Here is a 17,621-nt window from a genome sequence, read left to right as displayed (position 1 = left end):
CCAAAAAACAAATAGCCAGAATACAAACGCACCACAGCAACGGGGTGCGGTCAAAACAAGTGTCTCCAAACAACCATCTCAAGTATGTCTCGGAGATAGTCGCCATTTATGCCGTTCAGCATGAGTTTCATCGGCTGCACCGTCGCCTTGTTGAGTGCGTCCATAAGTTGTGAATTCAAAAAACTATAAACAGAGGCGTTCCTACAGGCGGTGAACCCAGCAGTGGTGACTACCGATGGCGACTAGGACCTCTAACCTATTGACCTCTTGAGACTTAACCAGGAAATCAGGTCAATAAAAGCGGGGTCGCTTGTTCGTTTCCTTACGGCAGGGTCTGGTCACCGGTGGCCTATCCGGCCTTGAGCTGCTGGGGCATTGAAACTCGGCGCACCGGTGAGAAAGGGGGGCGTTGTCAAGTGCACGTTTCGGTAGTATCGTTCGTTGCCGGCGGTTGAGTATAGACTGATAAATGTGATATATTCTGGGAGGGCGCAATGTGGAAAGCAGCGGCTTCAGTCATTGCATTTATGTTCGGTATATCTAGCGCTTGCGCTGAGACCGTCACCGATCCTGACCTAATCGCCTCACGACTTCACTTTTGGACACAGGAAACAGGCGACCCCGTCTATTACGGGGAGGTAAAGAACGTCAGCAAGCAAAGCAGGACGATACTGGGCCACTACCAATGTCTTGCGCTTGCATTCATCAAGTATGAGAATGGCGTCTTCTATTACGCGCATAAGATGTGGGGGAAGTCGAGGGATGGTTCCTGCCATTACGAGGATGTGACGTCGCGCAAGGTCGGCAATCATGGCCTCTGCGTGAAAGATACCAATGCAGGCTTCGGCAAAGCCGTCGGCACAGCGCGCATGACTAAGGAGAATATCGATTATCTGCACAGCACATTCAGAACAATCGATACGAAAACACGCCGCGTTGGAGAGACGGCAGCGTGCGTACCGCCCAATGGTGCCGGCGCGGGTCTCTTTTCAATCAGCATCGTGGATGGCAGGTTTAGATTGATCAGCACCCGGCCGCTGGCCTACGAAGTGAACATCAATCCTCAGGATCCGCGCCATCCTCCGACCGACCCGGTCTTTTAGGTCTCGGAAGCGAAGGATCATCATTCTTGGCGGGCTGTGGCCGATTACCAGCTTCAGGTGGTTCAAGGGGGTGGAGGATACTAAAGCTTACAAGGAGCGTGGCACGCGTTCCCCTCGGATCCCCAGGATCGCAGTGGCTTGTTGTCGAAGATCTCATTAACCAGCTGACTTGCTCGATTGCCTATGGCCTGATGCTGGTTCTAAATTGCCTCCTTGCCAACGGCCGCAGTGGATTGGTTATAGGATCTAAATCACCGATCTAGTGCGAACTGCGTTCAGATACAGGGTCACGAAATGCCTGCAACGCTTTGGATCATGTGCGTGCATGGGCTTGGCGACCATTGGCCGAGGGGAAGGAGAGCGGCGCGATGCCATCACTGAAACCGTTGGCTCAGGAGTAGGGGTCCACGTCGTCACCTATGATCCGATCTTAGAGCGAACAGAAACAAGCTTTACTTGAAACGCTTGGCGCTTTTTTTCAAGCTTGTCAGCAGCGGGATCGGTTTGACTCGCCGCGGGCGTGTTCTGGATGAGATTGCCGGCCGTTTGCGCTGGACCGATGAATATGTGTCGCGCCGGTCGGGGACGAAGGCTTTCAGGCAGAGACCCGCCAGCTGGTACTCAATCTAAGCCGATACCAACCCTACGTGGCTCTAGCACACAGCCTCGGATCGCCAGGGACGTCGCCGCAGATAGGAGGCCCTGAAATCCATATCAATGCAAAGGTTCCATTCGAGACGGGACGCGGCAAGACAGAACCCGCCGGAGACCCGCCCGGCGCCGCTGCGCCGCGCGCCACGGGTGATGCTCCCCGTCCGCAAAAACAGGAGGATCGTAGCGCATGGCATTTCTTGCTGAATTCGATTCCGCAATGTCGCAGGGTCCGCAAGCGGCCCTGGGCGTCTTCATCCGATGGCTTCGCAGCGATTGGCGCGGCATGTATGCCGAACTCAGGGCAGATCGTCCCATCCTGCCGATGTCCCCTTTCACCCTTGTCACCCGGGCGACCGATGTCCTCGACATTCTGTCACAACCGTCCCTCTACTCCGTCAGGGCCAACCGTCTGCCGATGGACCCGTCTGTCGGGCCGTTCATGCTCGCACGCGACGAGACCGAGCTGAACTGGGAAGAAAAAGGGGTGATGCAGTCGGTAATGCGCTGGGAGGATCTGCCGGCGATCCGCGTGCTTGCGGCGGAGGTCGTGCGCGAGGCGATCGGCGCGGCTGGAGGCACATTGGACATCGTTCCGCAGATCGCCCGCAAGGTGCCGCTGCGGATCGTTCAGCGCATCTTCGGTTTCGATGCTGCCGACGACCAGTTGCTGCGTTGGTCCTTTGCCACACAGCATGGCATGTTCCGCAATTTCCCGTTCAACGACGATGTCCTCAAGCGATGCCATGCTGCGGGCAGCGACATGCAGGCATGGCTCTGGCCATTTCTTGCCCGGCAATGGGCGGCCGCTCCTCTCGACGGTGATACAACGGTCGAACGACTGATAAACCTGTCGAGCGGTAAGGGGGCGGCTCTGCCGCCTGAGCGGGTCGTCAGCAATGTTTGCGGCCTCCTGGTCGGCGCGATCGAAACGACGAGTGCCGCGATCGTCCAGGCGACCGACCAGTTACTGCGTCACCCGGACTGGATGAATGCTGCGCTGGCCGCCGATGCCGCCGGCGCTACCGACCTGTTCGATGCGCATGTCTTCGAAGCGCTTCGCTTCAATCCGATCACGACTTTCCAGTTCCGCTTTGCTGAAGTCGATCGCGTGCTGGGCGAGGGAACCAGCTATGCCACACCGATCAAGGCCGGCAGTCTGCTGGCGGTCTGTTCCGGCTCGGCAATGTTCGATGCCGCTTTGATGCCCGATCCCGAAAGGTTTGATGCATCGCGGCCCGCATCATCCTACCTCCATTTCGGGCTGGGACATCACGAATGCCTGGGTCGTCATGTCGGGCGGGTCGCCATTCCCGAGGCGGTGCGGCAGATCCTGCATATCCCCGGTATCAGGTCCGCCCAGGCTGATGCCGGACCTGATTTTGCAGGCGGTCCGTTTCCCGAGCATCTGCTTGTCACCTGGGGGCCTGCGGCTGCTGCGGGAAATGTTTCAACGGGGGGCATGGCGGAATGAGCGCGCGGAGCAAGAGATGCGATGGACTGGGGCATCGGCTCCGCAGCTACGTGCTGCAGAATTTCGCTTCGCTGTGGTGGCTGGTCGAGCAGATGCCATTCCTGGCAAGGCTAGCGAACAGGCTCATCATCAATTTCGCCTGCAATGCCGCAGCCTTTCGCCCGCACCCCTTAAGCACATGCGAAAGCTACACCTCGTGGACGTCACTCACCGACAAGACCTATCTCGGCCGCTCGATCCCGCCTGCCCAACCGCGAACGGACCTGCCGCCGGTGACCGACGTTGCCGCGCTTTTTGTTCCGCGCGACGGGGTGCAGCGGGAGTGTCCCAAGTCGACCCTGCTATTTCCCATCTTCGCCCAGTATCTTACCGACGGGTTTCTGCGAACGGATTCCAAGGATCGACGCAAGACTACGTCGAACCATGATATCGACCTTTCTCCGCTTTACGGTCGCACGCCTGCGCAGACGAAGGCGCTGAGGCTGTGCTCGGAAGAACCTGGACGCAAGGGGCGACTGAAATCGCAGGATATCGAGGGTGAAGAGTTTCCGCCCTCGCTTTACCAGATGAATACGAGTGACCTCAGCACGGAGTTCATCGACGATCATGGTGCCGGTCTGCTCGACAAGCCGCTGGGTATGCATGACGACTGGTCGGCAGGGGAGCATTCTCGTCGCTACATTTTCGCAGTCGGTGGCGACCGGGCCAATTCGACTGCGCTTGTCGGTATGATGAACACTCTGTTCCTGAGGGAACATAATCGCCTCGCCGGTCAACTGGAGCGATGCAATCCCGACTGGGATGACACTCGCGTCTTCGAGACAGCTCGCAACGTCGTCATCGTACTGTTCATCAAAGTCGTCGTCGAAGAATATATCAACCACATCTCTTCGGCCTGTCTCCACCTGAGGGCCGATCCGGCTGTCGCATGGCCGGCGCCGTGGAACCGTCCCAACTGGATGACGGTGGAATTCTCGCTTCTTTACCGCTGGCATTCTTTGATCCCGGAAAAGATGCGTTGGAACGGCGGCATGGTCGATTCTGCGACGATGTTGCTGGACAACACGCTGCTGGTGAAGGCGGGGCTCTACAGCGCCTTCAAATGGGTTGCCGAAACACATGCGACGAAACTGGATCTGCACAACACGGCGATTTTTCTGGCGCGGGGCATGACGATTGAAACGCTGGCGATCCAGCAGAACCGCGACCAGTGCTTGCAGGGCTACAATGCCTATCGCCAGGCGATGAAAATGAAACCGATCGACGGCTTCGATTGCGTGACTGCTGACGATGCACTTCGCGCGGAACTCAAAGAATTGTATGGCCATCCCGACAATGTCGATTTCTATGTCGGACTGTTTGCCGAGGACAACGGTCCCAATACGCCGATGCCGCCTCTACTCGGTGCCATGGTGGCCTTGGATGCGTTCTCTCAGGCACTCAACAACCCCCTCCTGTCGAAACAAGTCTTCAACGTGAAGACATTCAGCGATTACGGCATGGAGACAATCGAGAAGACCGGAAGTCTTTCCGATATCCTTGCGCGCAATATCGGGGCGAAGACGCCACCTGATCCCGATGTGACGACGATCAGGATGACCCGGAATGACTGGCGTAGAACTCACGTCCAGTTTTAAGCTCTTATCGTCCCTCGCCTGGGCTGATCAGATGGAAGCTGTCAATCGGCTTGGAATGTTGACCGCTTATCGGCGTTCAATATTCCGCGCCGAAACACAGTCATGCCCCGTTTTGTGTGGATTACGATGATCCGGCCGCGTATCTGGCGCGCCACTGGCAGGGCGTGGCTGATGAACAATACGGCCGGATCGAGCATATACGCAGATCCTTCAGGAGATTGAGGATCTGCGTCCGGATGGAAGCGTCAAGCGCCAAAGGCTTGGTGCAGGGCGATGTGTTCAGCCTTCGTCAGTTGCATGTCGAAACCTCACGATGGCTTGGCTGGAGATTTCGGGATCCATCACAGCGCGTGAACGCGGATAGGATGTTGTCTTCGGGATCCGTTTTCTCTTCCAGCCACCAGCTCTCGGTGAGGAGGCGATCAGGCAGGCGGGGAAGGGCGGAGCGATCTGGGATGAGGTGATTTTTCATGCCGTCAGGATGCCCATGGCGTTTGCAGACTATGTGCAGGCCATGAGGAGCTATTCAGGATTCTGAAGCGGACGGAAACAGGCGGTGCCATCAGCCGGGATCGCGTCGACGACGATCGACACCGTTGAGGCTTCAGCTTTCCCGAAGCGACGCGGCACCGGCAGCGATCATAATGATGATCTCATCGAGTTCGCGCTGCAGCCGTTCCGGCGGCAGGCCGACAAAGCGTGCTTCCAGCGTAATGCTGATGATGCCGTGCACGGCACCGAACAGGGTGCGTGCGCGCACTGCCCTGTCTTCCGCACTCATCTCCGGCTGCAGTTCCGACAGCGGTTCGGCGATGACACTCATAAGGAACAGGTGTTCCTCGAGGTGCCATTCGGGAGAGGGCGTGTCTTCCGGCAGATAATGTTCGAACAGAGCCTTCCAGAGATTGCGGTTGGCCACTGCGAATTTCAGGTATCCCTGTGCCAGATTGCGGAGGCGATCGGTCGGCGACTTGTATTTCACTTCCGCCAGCGCCAGCGACTGCTCGAGCGCCTTGAGTGTGGTCGAATTGACGTGAATGATCAGATCGTTGAGATCCGCATAGGCGCTATAGAGGCCGCCGAGTGCGCAGCCGGCATCCTGTGTCACGTCGCGTGCGCGCAGGTTCGCAAGGCCATCGCGCATGATCCGCTCGCGTGCGGCCTCCAGCAACCTTGCCCGCAGGTCTTCCCGTTTGTCTTCCCGTCGACCCATGCCAGTCATCCCAATAAAATTATGAACGATGTTCAAAATAATTATTGAACATCGTTCAGAATTATGCGATCCATTCATTAGTGAACAGTGTTCATAAACGGGAGAGGCCCAATGTTCAACCTGATTGCAACACTTCTGCGCGGTAAAGCACATGATGCGGAACAGGCCGTCGCTGATCGACACGCCATGCCTCTGCTCGCCCAGCAGATCCGCGAAGCGGCTCAGGCCATCCAGTCGGCACAATATGCGCTGGCTGTTGCCATTGCGCAGAACGAAAAGGAGCGCAGCCAGCATGCGGTGATCCTGTCGCGGATCGTCGATCTTGAGGAGCGCACGCTGACAGCACTCTCCAAAGGGAATGACCATCTGGCCCGCGAAGCGGCGGATGCGATCGCATTCCTCGAAGCCGAACGCACCGCGTCGGAGCAGGCACAGGCCCAGTTCTCTGCGGCAATTGCCAACCTCGAGGCAACAGTACGCGCGGCGGAAGGGCGCCTGAAGGAACTGCAGCGCGGAGAGCGTCTGGCCCGTGCCACCGATGCCGCGCAGAAGATCGATCACGCCGCGAGCGGCGTGAGCCTCGCCACGCTGGATGACGCCGAGCGGACACTCGAACGCCTGCGTGATCGCCAGAAACAGACGGACACGGTTTCCGCCGTGCTCAGGCAGATGGAAGGCCCGTCCCGCACGGCCGGTCTGATTGAGCGGTTGGCAGAGGCCGGGTGCGGTGCGCCGCTGCGCTCCTCCGCCGATGACGTGCTGGCACGTCTTCGCACCCGCCTCGAAGCAACCGCCTGAACCTCATTCGCACAATCTTACGAAGGAACATCACCATGAACGACAGTTTTCAGAAACATTCCGCCAGCTGGGTCAGCTTCTCCTACATCTCTTTTGGTGCGGCAGCTTTCATGCTGGCGCTGGGTCTCTGGATGATGCCGCTCGATCTGTGGGGCAAGGGTTATCTCACCATGGGCATCATCATGCTTGTTCAGACAACAGTGAACATCACCAAAACCCTGCGTGACAATTCGGAATCGGAGAAGCTGATCCGGAAGATCGAAGACGCCAAGACCGAGAAGCTGCTCGTCAAGTTCAACCGCGACAGCGACAACTAAAATTCGTTAACGATGCCGCGGAGTTGTTCTGGCTTTCAATGATTGCCTAACATCTCCGTGGTCTTCCTGCCGCGACCGAAAAGGAAAGCGCCATGCACGATAGTCTGATGAAATCGAAAAAATTTGCGCCGCTGTTCTGGACGCAGTTCCTCTCCGCTTTCAACGACAACTTTCTCAAACAGACGCTGATCTTCCTCATCCTGGCAACGATGGCCGCCGAAGGTGCGGCCCTCGTCACGCTGGCGGGCGGTATCTTCATCGTGCCCTTCCTGCTCCTGTCGGCGCTCGGCGGCGAACTTGCGGACAAGCACGACAAGGCGCAGATGGCCGAACGGCTGAAGTTTGCCGAAATCGGCATCGCCGCCATCTCGGTCATCGGCATCGCCTTTTCTTCGATTTCCGTTCTCATGGTCGCCCTGTTCGGTTTCGGCGTCATCTCGGCGCTGTTCGGCCCGATCAAGTACGGCATCCTGCCGGACCTTCTCGAAACCCGGGATCTGCCCAAGGCCAATGCCTGGATCGAGGGCGGCACGTTCATCGCCATCCTCACCGGCACGATCGTCGCGGCTCTTGCCTTTGCCGAGGGGGACAGCGTCTGGATCTTTGGCCCGATGATGATGGTGCTGTCGGTCCTGTGCTGGCTGTCGGCACGGATGATCCCGCGCACCGGCGCTCAGGCGCCCTCTCTCGTCATCGACAAAAATGTGCTGCGTTCCAGCCTGACGCTGGTGAAGGAATTGCGCGAGGATACTCGCGTCTGGCGCTCGGCGCTTATGAATTGCTGGTTCTGGTTCGTGGGCGCTTTCGTCATGTCGATGCTGCCGATCATGGTCAGCGAGATTCTCGGCGGTTCAGAACTCGTCGTGCCGGCCTATCTCGCCATCTTCGCGATCTCGATTGCGGTCGGTTCGGCCATCGCCGGCTGGATGTCGGCCGGCCGTGTCGTGCTTCTGCCGGCACCGGTCGGCACCGCCATCATCGCCCTGTTCGGCATCGATCTTGCTTGGAACCTGTGGGGTCTGCAGTCCACCACGCATGCGCAGACAATCACAGATTTCTTCGCCGGCCAGAACACCATCCGTGTGGCGATCGATCTTGCCGGCATGGCGATCGGTGGTGCTTTCCTCGCCGTCCCGACCTTTGCCGCCATGCAGACCTGGGCGGATGAAAAACGCCGTGCCCGTGTCATCGGTGGCGCCAACGTGCTGTCGGCCCTGTTCATCACCATCGGTCTTGCACTTGTCGCCGTTCTGCAGGCGGTCGGCATGTCGGTGCCTATGATCATTCTCGGCCTGTCCATCATCAATATCGGCGTCGCATGGCTGATGCTGAAGACACTGCCGACCAATCCGTTTCGCGATTTCATCTCGATCCTGTTCCGCGCCTTCATGCGGTTGGAAGTCGAAGGTCTGGAAAACATCCGCAAGGCCGGCCGCGCGCCGATCATCGCGCTCAACCATGTCAGCTTTCTCGATGGTGCGCTGGCGCTCGCCATTACCGAGGAAGAGCCGGTCTTCGCCGTCGATTACAAGATCGCCCAGGCGTGGTGGGTTCGCCCCTTCCTGAAGATGGCCAAATTCCTGCCGCTCGATCCGACCAAGCCGATGGCGACGCGCTCGCTCATCAAGGTGGCGCAGGATGGCAACGCCATCGGCATTTTCCCGGAAGGCCGCCTGACGGTGACCGGCACGCTGATGAAGGTTTATGACGGTGCTGCCATGGTGGCCGACAAGACCGGCTCGATGATCGTGCCTGTCCGTATCGATGGTCTGGAAAAGAGCTATTTTTCGAGGCTTTCCGGCGGTCAGGTGCGTCGCCGCCTGTTCCCCAAGGTCAAGGTGACGATCCTTGAACCGGTGCGCCTCGAAGTGCCGGAAGACCTGAAGGGTCGCATGCGTCGTATCGCCGCCGGTGCCGCGCTCTACAAGATCATGTCGATGCTCTTGTTCAAGACCACCAACACCAACCTCACCGTGCTCGAGCGCATCATCGAAACGGCGCAGGAAAAGGGTGGCGGCAAGCTTGCCGTCGAAGACCCGATCAGCGGTCCTTTGTCCTATGGCAAGCTCCTCACCGGCGCCGCCGTTCTGGGCGCAAAGTTCAAGGCGATGTTCCCGAACGAAAAGACGCTCGGTGTGATGCTGCCGAATGCCAATGGCACTGCTGCAACCGTGCTCGGTGTCATGTCGGCCGGCAAGGTTCCAGCCATGCTGAACTTCACCGCCGGTGCCGCCAATATCCTGTCGGCCTGCAAAGCGGCTCAGGTGAAGCATGTCCTGTGCTCACACGCATTCGTCACGCAGGGCAAGCTTGCGCCCATCATCGCCGAACTCGAAAAGGAAGTGACCATTGTCTGGCTGGACGATCTGCGTCAGACGATCAACGCCTTCGACAAGGTTTTGGGCCTCATCCGCCGATACAAACCGCTGGTGAAGCAGACGGCGGAAGATACCGCCGTCATCCTCTTCACCTCCGGTTCCGAAGGGTCTCCGAAGGGCGTGGTGCTCACCCATCGCAACATCCTGTCGAATGCCGCCCAGGCGGCCTCGCGTATCGATTTCCACTCCGGCGACAAGGTGTTCAACATCCTGCCGGTCTTCCACTCTTTTGGCCTGACCGCCGGTACTGTCCTGCCGCTGGTTGCCGGCGTGCCGGTCTATTTCTATCCGTCGCCGCTGCATTACCGCATCGTGCCGGAACTGATCTATACGTCGAACTCCACCATCATCTTCGGCACCGACACGTTCCTCAACGGTTATGCCCGCACGGCTCATCCCTATGATTTCCGTTCGATCCGCTACATCTTTTCCGGTGCCGAACCGGTCAAGGCGTCGACCCGCGAAACCTATATGGAAAAATTCGGCCTTCGCATTCTCGAAGGTTACGGCGTTACCGAAACCGCGCCGGTCATCTCGCTCAACACGCCTATGTTCAACCGTTCCGGCACGGTCGGCAAGATCATGCCGGGTATGGAGTGGAAGCTTGAACCAGTGCCGGGCATCGATGAAGGCGGCCGCCTGTTCATCAAGGGTGCCAATGTCATGGCCGGTTATCTGAGAGCCGAAAATCCCGGCGTTCTGGAACCGCTCGAAGGCGGCTGGCATGATACCGGCGATATCGTCACCATCGACGAGGATGGTTTTGTCACCATCCGCGGCCGCGCCAAGCGATTTGCCAAGATCGGCGGCGAAATGGTGTCTCTGGCTGCCGTGGAAGCGCTGGCTGGTCAGCTTTGGCCGGGCAACCTGTCCGTCGTCTCATCCGTGCCGGATGCCAAGAAGGGGGAGCGCCTTATCCTGCTGACCGACGCGCCGAACGCCACGCGTGCCGATTTCGCGAGCTTCGCCAAATCGAAGGGGGCGATGGATATGATGGTGCCTGCCGAGGTCAATGTCGGTGTCGTACCGGTCCTGGGTTCGGGCAAGGTCGATTTCGTGGCGGCGAGAAAACTCGTGTTGTCCTCGCAGTCATCTGCGGATGCCGGTTGAGTATCGAGCTGAGCGCGAACGGCGGCGGAGCCTCGCCGTTCGCGGATATATATGCCAGTGCTGGGTGGTAGATATCCATGTTTGCCACTCCAGCAATTTCGATAGACGAGCATCCGGCGGGATCGTGGTTTTTTAGCCTGCCAAGTGCTCGGGATCGGATGACTGCGAGGCGCCTGCGTGCTAGCACGCCTGGCGTTACGCAATAGGAAGCCAGGCTTGCCGACCCAATTCGATATGTTTTCCAATGATCTGCCCGCGGTTGCCCGTGGTGCAACCCAGCAGTCGCCCAAACGGGTAACAGGCCACACTATGACTGAGGGCGAGATGGTTACGCATCTTTCAGTCACCGGCCGTTATCGGATTTTGGAGAAAATCGAGCCGCGTAAAATCGCGGCCGCCATTCGCCCTGAATTCCCGCTGAAGGGCATCATTCTGGATACCGAAACCACCGGTCTCAACCATCTGACGGAAGAGATCATAGAGATCGGCATGATCACCTTCACCTTTGACGAACAGGGCACGATCGGCGACGTGACAGGCATTTATGGCGGCCTGCAGCAACCCGGAAAATCAATTCCAGCCGAAATCACGAGGCTGACCGGTATCACAGACGAAATGGTTGCCGGCCAGATGATCGACATGGAGGCCGTGCGTGCCTTGATCGCGCCAGCCGATCTCATCATCGCCCACAATGCGGGGTTTGATCGCCCGTTCTGCGAGGCATTCTCCTCGGCATTCTACGACAAGGCATGGGCCTGTTCCAATGCAGAGGTCGATTGGTCTGCGCGCGGTTTTGAGGGGACAAAACTCGGTTATCTGGTCGGGCAGGCGGGTTATTTCCACGATGGCCACCGGGCGGTCGACGATTGTTTTGCACTTCTGGAAGTGCTGGATCGTCAGGCCGACGGTGATGCCTCAACCCCATTCGCGGAGCTCTACCGCGCAAGCCTGCGATCCCGCGTTCGCATTTTTGCCGAAAACAGCCCCTTCGACCTCAAGGATCACCTCAAGGCACGCGGTTACCGCTGGTCCGACGGCAGTGCGGGCCGCCCGAAATCCTGGTGGATCGAGGTCAATGAACCAGATCTTGCGGATGAGCTTCACTATCTCCGCACGGAAATTTACCGCTATCCGGAGGCGGATCCACCAATAAGGCACCTGACCGCCTTCGACCGTTTCCGCGCTTAGCGGCTTAAATAAGCAGTTACGATTGCCGATCTGCGCGGAGTGCATGGCTGGACTGCGATGATGGCGCTAACCCGGCCTCAGGAATCCTGTATAAACAATCCCAACGAAGCGATGCACCTCCTCCCGCAGAGCTTCGTGTTTCAGGCGACCCACTCCTCCTCCCAAGGGAAGCCTGGCAGAACAGCGGCACTCCTCCTCCCAGCCGTTGTTCAACTTTTTCGAAAAGCCTGCCGCACCTCCTCCCGCGGCAGGCTTTTTCGTTTCTGCCAAAGGCGCGCAGGTGACGCCTCCGGCCTCTTTTCATTGTTGGCAAGCCAAAGCGATTTGCATTCAAATCGCGGACGGAAACAGTCCCGCCGCCTCGGCCCGGGCTGAAATGGATTTGATGATCTCCTGAATTTTAGGCTTTGTCCGCCCCTCGCTCAGAACATAAAAACCCATCACCGCCTGGCGACGTCGACTTGGTTTGTCGATCTTTACCTCCCGCAGCCCTTTTTGGTAAAAATACCCCTTCAATACGTCACTGTGTATGAGCACGGCGTCTGTTTTGAGCGCGAACTCAATGCAGGCATCCATGGAATTGCATGCAAATGCGTGTCCAGTCCCGTCTAGATCCTGTGTTCCCGTACCCAAGGTCAGGCGTTTCTGTCTGGCATCCGTCGGGTTGGCCATTGTCGTCGGATACGCGCGTACCTCGTCGATCGAATGCGTGCGGTTGAGAAGCGGGTGGCCGTTGCGGACGAAATATCCATCGGTCGCGAACCCCAGTGGAATGAAATCCACAGCCAGCCCCGGCTTCAGATGATCGATACGGTGACCCATAAAAAGTGCGATGTCACCGGCGATCAACTGGTCCATACAGCGCATCATGTTGCCGATACTCACATTGATTGGCGCTGCCGGATGTTTTTGGAAATGCTCGATCACGTAATCCTTCAAAAGCAGGATCCATGTGGAATAGCCGGTGCCGATGCTGATGCCCTCCTCGAGCTCGGCTTTCTGCCTTGCGATCGCCGCCAGCGCATTGGTGTGCAGGCGGGACATGAAAATGGCGCTGTTATACAGCGTCTCTCCATAGGGCGTCAGTTCGATGCCGCGCACCGAGCGGTAGAACAGCTCGACGCCCAGCGACTGTTCCAGCCGCTTGATATTGTAGCTCAGGGCCGGCTGCGAAATATGCAGGATTTCCGCCGCTGCCATGAAGGTTCCGGCCTCGGCCACCGCTATGAAATGTTCCAGCCCCTTATCCATCTCGACCTCTCAGAGTCATAAAGGATTTTTATGATTGGGCCGAAATATTCTATTTGTCCATATGGTCCGTGACCGCTAGTCTCTGAATCGTCGGCACGCTCAAGGAGGGGTTCTGTCGGCGAAACCTGTCTCGTTCGCATTCGCGGACATGATGGATATCATCTCGGGAGGATGACATGACTATGAGTCATTTTGGTCGGCGCCGCTTCATCGGCGCCGGGTTGGCAGCTATGACACTGCCGTTGCTTTCAGGCACTCGCGCGACTGCGCAGGAAGCCGCAAATATCCGCATGATCTGGTGGGGTGGCGACGAGCGCGCGCGGCGCACCAACGCTGCCATCGAGCTTTTCAAGCAGGCTAATCCGCAGACCGCGATACAGGCGGAATTCATGGGCTGGGATGATTATTGGGCGCGTCTGGCCACGCAGGTTGCGGGCGGCAATGCACCGGATTTCATACAGATGGATTACCGCTACATGTTCGAATACGCGCGGCGCGGCGCGATCCGTCCTCTGGATGAATATCTCGGCAAGCAGCTGAAGCTGGAGGACTTTGGCAAGGTCAATCTCGACAGCTGCTCCGTTGATGGCAAGCTTTATGGCGGGAATGTCGGCGTCAATGCTTTCGCACTGGTTTTCGACGCGAAGGCATGGGGTGAAGCGGGCGCCGAGGTGCCGGATCTGAAGACCACATGGGACGGTTTTGCCGAAAAATGCGCCGCCTTCGGCAAGGGTAACAAGAACAAGCGCCTGAGCGCCACGGCAGACGGCAGCGGTCAGGAAACCCTATTCGAAATCTGGCTGCGCACGCAGGGCAAGGCGCTTTACAATCCGGATGGCACGCTGGCCTATGACGCCGCCGATGCCGGCCGCTGGTTCGCCTATTGGGCGGAAATGCGCAAGGTCGGCAGTTGCGTGGCCGCCGATGTGCAGGCGCTCTATAAGCAGTCGCCGGAAACCTCGCCGATCGTCAATGGGCGTTCGGCAACCGATTTCGTGCATTCCAACCAGTTCGAAGGCTGCCAGAAGCTCGTCCCGGCGGAACTGACGGCGACCGGCACCCCGGTACAGGACGGCGGAAAGCCGGGCCAATATCTCAAGCCTTCGCAGCTGTTCGCGATCTCCTCCAGTTCCAAGAGCCCGGAGGCCGCGGCGAAACTGATCAACTTCCTGATTGCAGAGCCGGAAGGTGCAAAAATCCTCGGTCTCGATCGCGGCGTTCCTGCGTCTCCGGCGATCCGCGACGCCATCATGGCCGACCTCAACCCCAACGCCCGCAAGGTTGTCGAACTCGTATCGGCCATCACACCGCTGGTTGGACCTTTGCCGCCGGCGCCGCCGCGTGGTGCGGGCGAAATCAACGACGTGCTCATCCGCATCAGCCAGGAAGCGTCGTTCGAGGCCGTCACACCCGAGCAGGCCGGCGCCAATCTGGTGGATGAAGCAACAGCCATCCTGAAGCGGGCCTGATGATGGCCGTGCAGAATTTACATGAGACGAGCATCGTGAGGCGGCCGGAGGGCCGCTTTATGGGGGCGATCAGAAGAAACGGCGCGGGCTATCTGTTTCTGTCGCCCTGGCTGATAGGCTTCTTCTGCCTGACGCTGGGACCGGCGCTTGCATCGCTCTATCTGTCGTTCACACGCTTCGATCTTCTGAACGCGCCGGAATTTATCGGCGCTCAGAACTATGTGCGCATGGTCACGGCAGATCCGAAGTTCATGGCATCCATGAAGGTGACGCTGATCTATGTCGCCTTATCCGTGCCGTTGAAGCTGGCCTTCGCGCTGGCTGTCGCCATGGTGCTGAACCGTGGTATGCGCGGATTGCCGATCTATCGGGCGGTTTTCTATCTACCATCGCTACTCGGCACTTCGGTCGCAATCGCCGTCCTGTGGCGTCAGCTGTTTGCAGCCGATGGCATGGTCAACGGCATTCTGGCGCAGTTCGGCATTATCGGTCCAAGCTGGATTTCAAACCCGAATTACTCGATCTACACGCTCGTCGTCCTGTCCGTGTGGCAGTTCGGTTCGCCGATGATCATCTTTCTCGCCGGCCTGCGCCAGATCCCGACCGACATGTATGAGGCGGCAAGTCTCGACGGCGCATCGCCCTCGCGGCAGTTCTGGCGCATCACTCTGCCGCTTCTGTCGCCGGTGATCTTCTTCAATCTGGTCATCCAGGTGATCGAGGCTTTCAAGGCATTTACGCCTGCCTTCGTCATCTCCGGCGGTTCCGGCGGACCGATCAACTCGACGCTGTTCTATACGCTTTATCTCTATCAGGAAGGTTTTAGCTATTTCCGCATGGGCTATGCCTCGGCTCTCGCCTGGGTGCTTGTCGCCATCATCGCCGTGTTCACCGCGATCTCCTTCCTGACAACGAAATACTGGGTGCATTACGATGACTGATGCTGTGCACGAAATGCCGGGGCATGGTTCCTCGCATCCAAGACTGTCGGGTACTGTCCGCCATGTCATCCTGATCGCGATCTGCTTCGTGATGATCTACCCGATCCTGTGGATGCTGTCCGGTTCTCTCCGGCCTGCCTCGGAACTGTTCGGTGGCGATGCGGGGCTCATTCCCTCGCAGGTCACTGTCGAGGCCTATCCGAAAGGCTGGTTCGGGCTGCAGATCAATTTCGGGCAGTTCTTCCTGAACTCGCTGGTCATTGCCGTCCTGGCAACCATCGGCAATGTGCTGGCGGCATCACTTGTGGCCTATGCCTTTGCGCGACTGCAATTCTGGGGGCGCGGATTCTGGTTCGCGCTCATGCTCGGCACGCTGATGCTGCCCTATCATGTGACGCTCATCCCGCAATATGTGCTGTTCCGCAGTCTGGACTGGGTCAATACGTGGTGGCCGCTGATCCTTCCCAAATATTTTGCCGTCGATGCCTTCTTCATCTTCCTGATGGTGCAGTTTTTCCGTGGCATCCCGAAGGAGCTCGATGAGGCGGCGCGCATGGACGGCTGCAGCGCATGGCGCATTTACTGGAAGATCATCCTGCCGCTTTCCATGCCGGTTCTGGCAACGGCTGCGATCTTCTCGTTCATCTGGACCTGGGAGGATTTCTTCGGGCCGCTAATCTACATCAGCGAAATGCGCAACTACACCGTCCAGCTAGGCCTGCGCTCGTTCATCGACTCCAGTGGCACATCCAGCTGGAACGAGCTGTTTGCCATGTCGGTCCTGTCGCTGGTGCCGATCTTCCTGATCTTCCTGTTTTTCCAGCGCCTGCTGATCGAAGGTATCGCCACGACAGGCATGAAACGCTGAAACCCTTTGGCCAGCCCCTTTTGGTCAGTCCTCTGGTGGCTGAATTTTGGATACGCGAATGGTTACGACTATCACACTCAACAATGTCGAAAAACGTTTCGGCGCACTGGATGTCATCCGGGGCATCGATCTCCAAATCAAGCCGGGCGCATTTACCGTCTTTGTCGGCCCTTCCGGCTGCGGCAAGTCCACGCTGCTGCGCATGATCGCCGGTCTGGAAACGATTTCCGGTGGTGATCTTCTCATCGACGGTGAACGCATGAACGATGTAGCCGCCTCGAAGCGCGGCATCGCCATGGTGTTCCAGTCCTATGCGCTTTATCCGCATATGAGCGTCTACAAGAACCTCGCTTTTGGTCTGGAAACGGCAGGCTACAAACGCGAAGAGATCGATCGCCGCGTCCGGGAAGCGGCCGCAACATTGCAGATCACCGATTATCTCCAGCGCAAGCCCAAGGCGCTTTCCGGTGGCCAGCGCCAGCGCGTCGCCATCGGTCGCTCGATCGTGCGCGATCCGAAAATTTTTCTGTTCGACGAACCGCTCTCCAATCTCGATGCGGAATTGCGCGTGCAGATGCGCGTCGAGATCACCAAGCTGCATGAGCGGCTCGGCAATACGATGATCTATGTCACGCATGATCAGGTCGAGGCGATGACCATGGCCGACCAGATCGTCGTGTTGAAAGCTGGCAAGGTCATGCAGGCGGGCTCGCCGCTTGAACTCTACAACAACCCGGAGAACCAGTTTGTCGCCGGCTTTATCGGGTCGCCCAAGATGAATTTTGCCAGCGTTAGCGTTGCCGATGCGACCGGCGTCATTCTGAACGGGAACCGCATCGAGACCGGCAGGGCACTGACGGGCAAAACGCTGACGCTCGGCATTCGGCCGGAACATATCGATATCGGCGATGGTCCCGGTCAGGTGATCTGCGACGCGCGGATCGAGCTGGTCGAACATCTCGGCGGCAGCACGGTCCTGCATGTCCTCCCACCTTTTCAGCAGGAAGCGATGACGGTCATGTTGTCCGGCCAGCAGCCATGCCGTTCGGGCGAGAGTGTCGCATTGCGGATCGATCCGAAGAACTGCCACCTATTCGATAGCGAAGGCCGTGCTTTGCCCCGATAAGGCGAAGCATCCTTCTCATGAAATGATCAGAAACATGGTTCCGCCGGATCGGCATCGTCGATCGGAACGGTTTGGTGTGAACGGAAGAGGAGATATT

At 58.3% G+C, this 17,621-nt stretch carries 13 protein-coding genes; 11 read left to right on the top strand and 2 right to left on the bottom strand.

The window, feature by feature from the left end:
• Positions 1-494: 494 nt before the first annotated feature.
• The 3 genes from AAIH70_RS26940 (at position 495) to AAIH70_RS26930 (ending at position 4,865) form a co-directional block, all read left to right on the top strand.
• Positions 495-1,103: a hypothetical protein gene (locus tag AAIH70_RS26940; protein WP_132280124.1), complete on the top strand. Its 609-nt coding sequence runs from the start codon at positions 495-497 to the stop codon at positions 1,101-1,103.
• An 841-nt stretch (positions 1,104-1,944) separates the two neighbouring features.
• Complete coding sequence (locus AAIH70_RS26935; protein ID WP_132280122.1) at positions 1,945-3,228, top strand: cytochrome P450; 1,284 nt, start codon at positions 1,945-1,947, stop codon at positions 3,226-3,228.
• 50 nt (positions 3,229-3,278) lie between these two features.
• On the top strand, positions 3,279-4,865 hold the full coding sequence (locus AAIH70_RS26930) for a peroxidase family protein (protein WP_430036761.1): 1,587 nt from the start codon (positions 3,279-3,281) through the stop codon (positions 4,863-4,865).
• A gap of 604 nt (positions 4,866-5,469) precedes the next feature.
• Here the strand turns inward: AAIH70_RS26930 and AAIH70_RS26925 are convergent.
• Positions 5,470-6,078 carry a TetR/AcrR family transcriptional regulator gene (locus AAIH70_RS26925; RefSeq protein WP_132280116.1) on the bottom strand — a complete coding sequence of 203 codons (609 nt, stop codon included), beginning with the start codon at positions 6,076-6,078 and terminating at the stop codon, positions 5,470-5,472.
• Positions 6,079-6,189: 111 nt separating this feature from the next.
• Here AAIH70_RS26925 and AAIH70_RS26920 point away from each other — a divergent pair, with 111 nt between their 5' ends.
• The 4 genes from AAIH70_RS26920 (at position 6,190) to AAIH70_RS26905 (ending at position 11,869) form a co-directional block, all read left to right on the top strand.
• On the top strand, positions 6,190-6,876 hold the full coding sequence (locus AAIH70_RS26920) for a PspA/IM30 family protein (protein ID WP_132280113.1): 687 nt from the start codon (positions 6,190-6,192) through the stop codon (positions 6,874-6,876).
• Between the two features lie 35 nt (positions 6,877-6,911).
• The gene (locus AAIH70_RS26915) at positions 6,912-7,193 is read left to right on the top strand and encodes a YiaA/YiaB family inner membrane protein (RefSeq protein ID WP_132280110.1); all 282 of its coding nucleotides are present in this window, start codon (positions 6,912-6,914) and stop codon (positions 7,191-7,193) included.
• 92 nt (positions 7,194-7,285) lie between these two features.
• A complete protein-coding gene (locus tag AAIH70_RS26910) occupies positions 7,286-10,681 on the top strand; it encodes an acyl-[ACP]--phospholipid O-acyltransferase (protein ID WP_132280107.1) in 3,396 nt (1,131 codons plus the stop codon).
• Between the two features lie 216 nt (positions 10,682-10,897).
• Complete coding sequence (locus AAIH70_RS26905) at positions 10,898-11,869, top strand: 3'-5' exonuclease (protein WP_245519373.1); 972 nt, start codon at positions 10,898-10,900, stop codon at positions 11,867-11,869.
• A 330-nt stretch (positions 11,870-12,199) separates the two neighbouring features.
• Here the strand turns inward: AAIH70_RS26905 and AAIH70_RS26900 are convergent, their stop codons facing one another.
• The gene (locus AAIH70_RS26900; protein ID WP_132280104.1) at positions 12,200-13,120 is read right to left on the bottom strand and encodes a LysR family transcriptional regulator; all 921 of its coding nucleotides are present in this window, start codon (positions 13,118-13,120) and stop codon (positions 12,200-12,202) included.
• A 176-nt stretch (positions 13,121-13,296) separates the two neighbouring features.
• On the opposite strand from AAIH70_RS26900, the gene AAIH70_RS26895 reads away from it, so the two are divergent.
• Genes AAIH70_RS26895 through AAIH70_RS26880 form a run of 4 tightly spaced genes read left to right on the top strand, consistent with a single transcriptional unit; the run spans position 13,297 to position 17,524 of the window.
• On the top strand, positions 13,297-14,589 hold the full coding sequence (locus tag AAIH70_RS26895) for an ABC transporter substrate-binding protein (protein ID WP_132280101.1): 1,293 nt from the start codon (positions 13,297-13,299) through the stop codon (positions 14,587-14,589).
• A complete protein-coding gene (locus tag AAIH70_RS26890; RefSeq protein ID WP_132280098.1) occupies positions 14,589-15,530 on the top strand; it encodes a carbohydrate ABC transporter permease in 942 nt (313 codons plus the stop codon). The genes AAIH70_RS26895 and AAIH70_RS26890 overlap by 1 nt, the downstream gene beginning before the upstream one ends.
• Before the next feature lie 13 nt (positions 15,531-15,543).
• Positions 15,544-16,398 carry a carbohydrate ABC transporter permease gene (locus tag AAIH70_RS26885; RefSeq protein ID WP_430036767.1) on the top strand — a complete coding sequence of 285 codons (855 nt, stop codon included), beginning with the start codon at positions 15,544-15,546 and terminating at the stop codon, positions 16,396-16,398.
• A gap of 58 nt (positions 16,399-16,456) precedes the next feature.
• The gene (locus tag AAIH70_RS26880) at positions 16,457-17,524 is read left to right on the top strand and encodes an ABC transporter ATP-binding protein (RefSeq protein ID WP_132280092.1); all 1,068 of its coding nucleotides are present in this window, start codon (positions 16,457-16,459) and stop codon (positions 17,522-17,524) included.
• Positions 17,525-17,621 lie beyond the last annotated feature (97 nt).

Origin of the sequence: Neorhizobium sp. BT27B (genome assembly GCF_050455485.1) — a bacterium.
Lineage (GTDB): Bacteria > Pseudomonadota > Alphaproteobacteria > Rhizobiales > Rhizobiaceae > Neorhizobium.
Note: the sequence above shows the minus strand (reverse complement) of the source record. Positions and strands in the feature narration are given on the sequence as shown.

Excerpts from the sequence above, each read along its gene's own strand:
- AAIH70_RS26940 (WP_132280124.1), top strand. The coding sequence starts at position 495 with ATGTGGAAAGCAGCGGCTTCAGTCATTGCATTTATGTTCGGTATATCT.
- AAIH70_RS26935 (WP_132280122.1), top strand. The coding sequence starts at position 1,945 with ATGGCATTTCTTGCTGAATTCGATTCCGCAATGTCGCAGGGTCCGCAA.
- AAIH70_RS26925 (WP_132280116.1), bottom strand. The coding sequence starts at position 6,078 with ATGGGTCGACGGGAAGACAAACGGGAAGACCTGCGGGCAAGGTTGCTG.
- AAIH70_RS26920 (WP_132280113.1), top strand. The coding sequence starts at position 6,190 with ATGTTCAACCTGATTGCAACACTTCTGCGCGGTAAAGCACATGATGCG.
- AAIH70_RS26915 (WP_132280110.1), top strand. The coding sequence starts at position 6,912 with ATGAACGACAGTTTTCAGAAACATTCCGCCAGCTGGGTCAGCTTCTCC.
- AAIH70_RS26910 (WP_132280107.1), top strand. The coding sequence starts at position 7,286 with ATGCACGATAGTCTGATGAAATCGAAAAAATTTGCGCCGCTGTTCTGG.
- AAIH70_RS26900 (WP_132280104.1), bottom strand. The coding sequence starts at position 13,120 with ATGGATAAGGGGCTGGAACATTTCATAGCGGTGGCCGAGGCCGGAACC.
- AAIH70_RS26895 (WP_132280101.1), top strand. The coding sequence starts at position 13,297 with ATGACTATGAGTCATTTTGGTCGGCGCCGCTTCATCGGCGCCGGGTTG.
- AAIH70_RS26890 (WP_132280098.1), top strand. The coding sequence starts at position 14,589 with ATGATGGCCGTGCAGAATTTACATGAGACGAGCATCGTGAGGCGGCCG.
- AAIH70_RS26885 (WP_430036767.1), top strand. The coding sequence starts at position 15,544 with ATGCCGGGGCATGGTTCCTCGCATCCAAGACTGTCGGGTACTGTCCGC.
- AAIH70_RS26880 (WP_132280092.1), top strand. The coding sequence starts at position 16,457 with ATGGTTACGACTATCACACTCAACAATGTCGAAAAACGTTTCGGCGCA.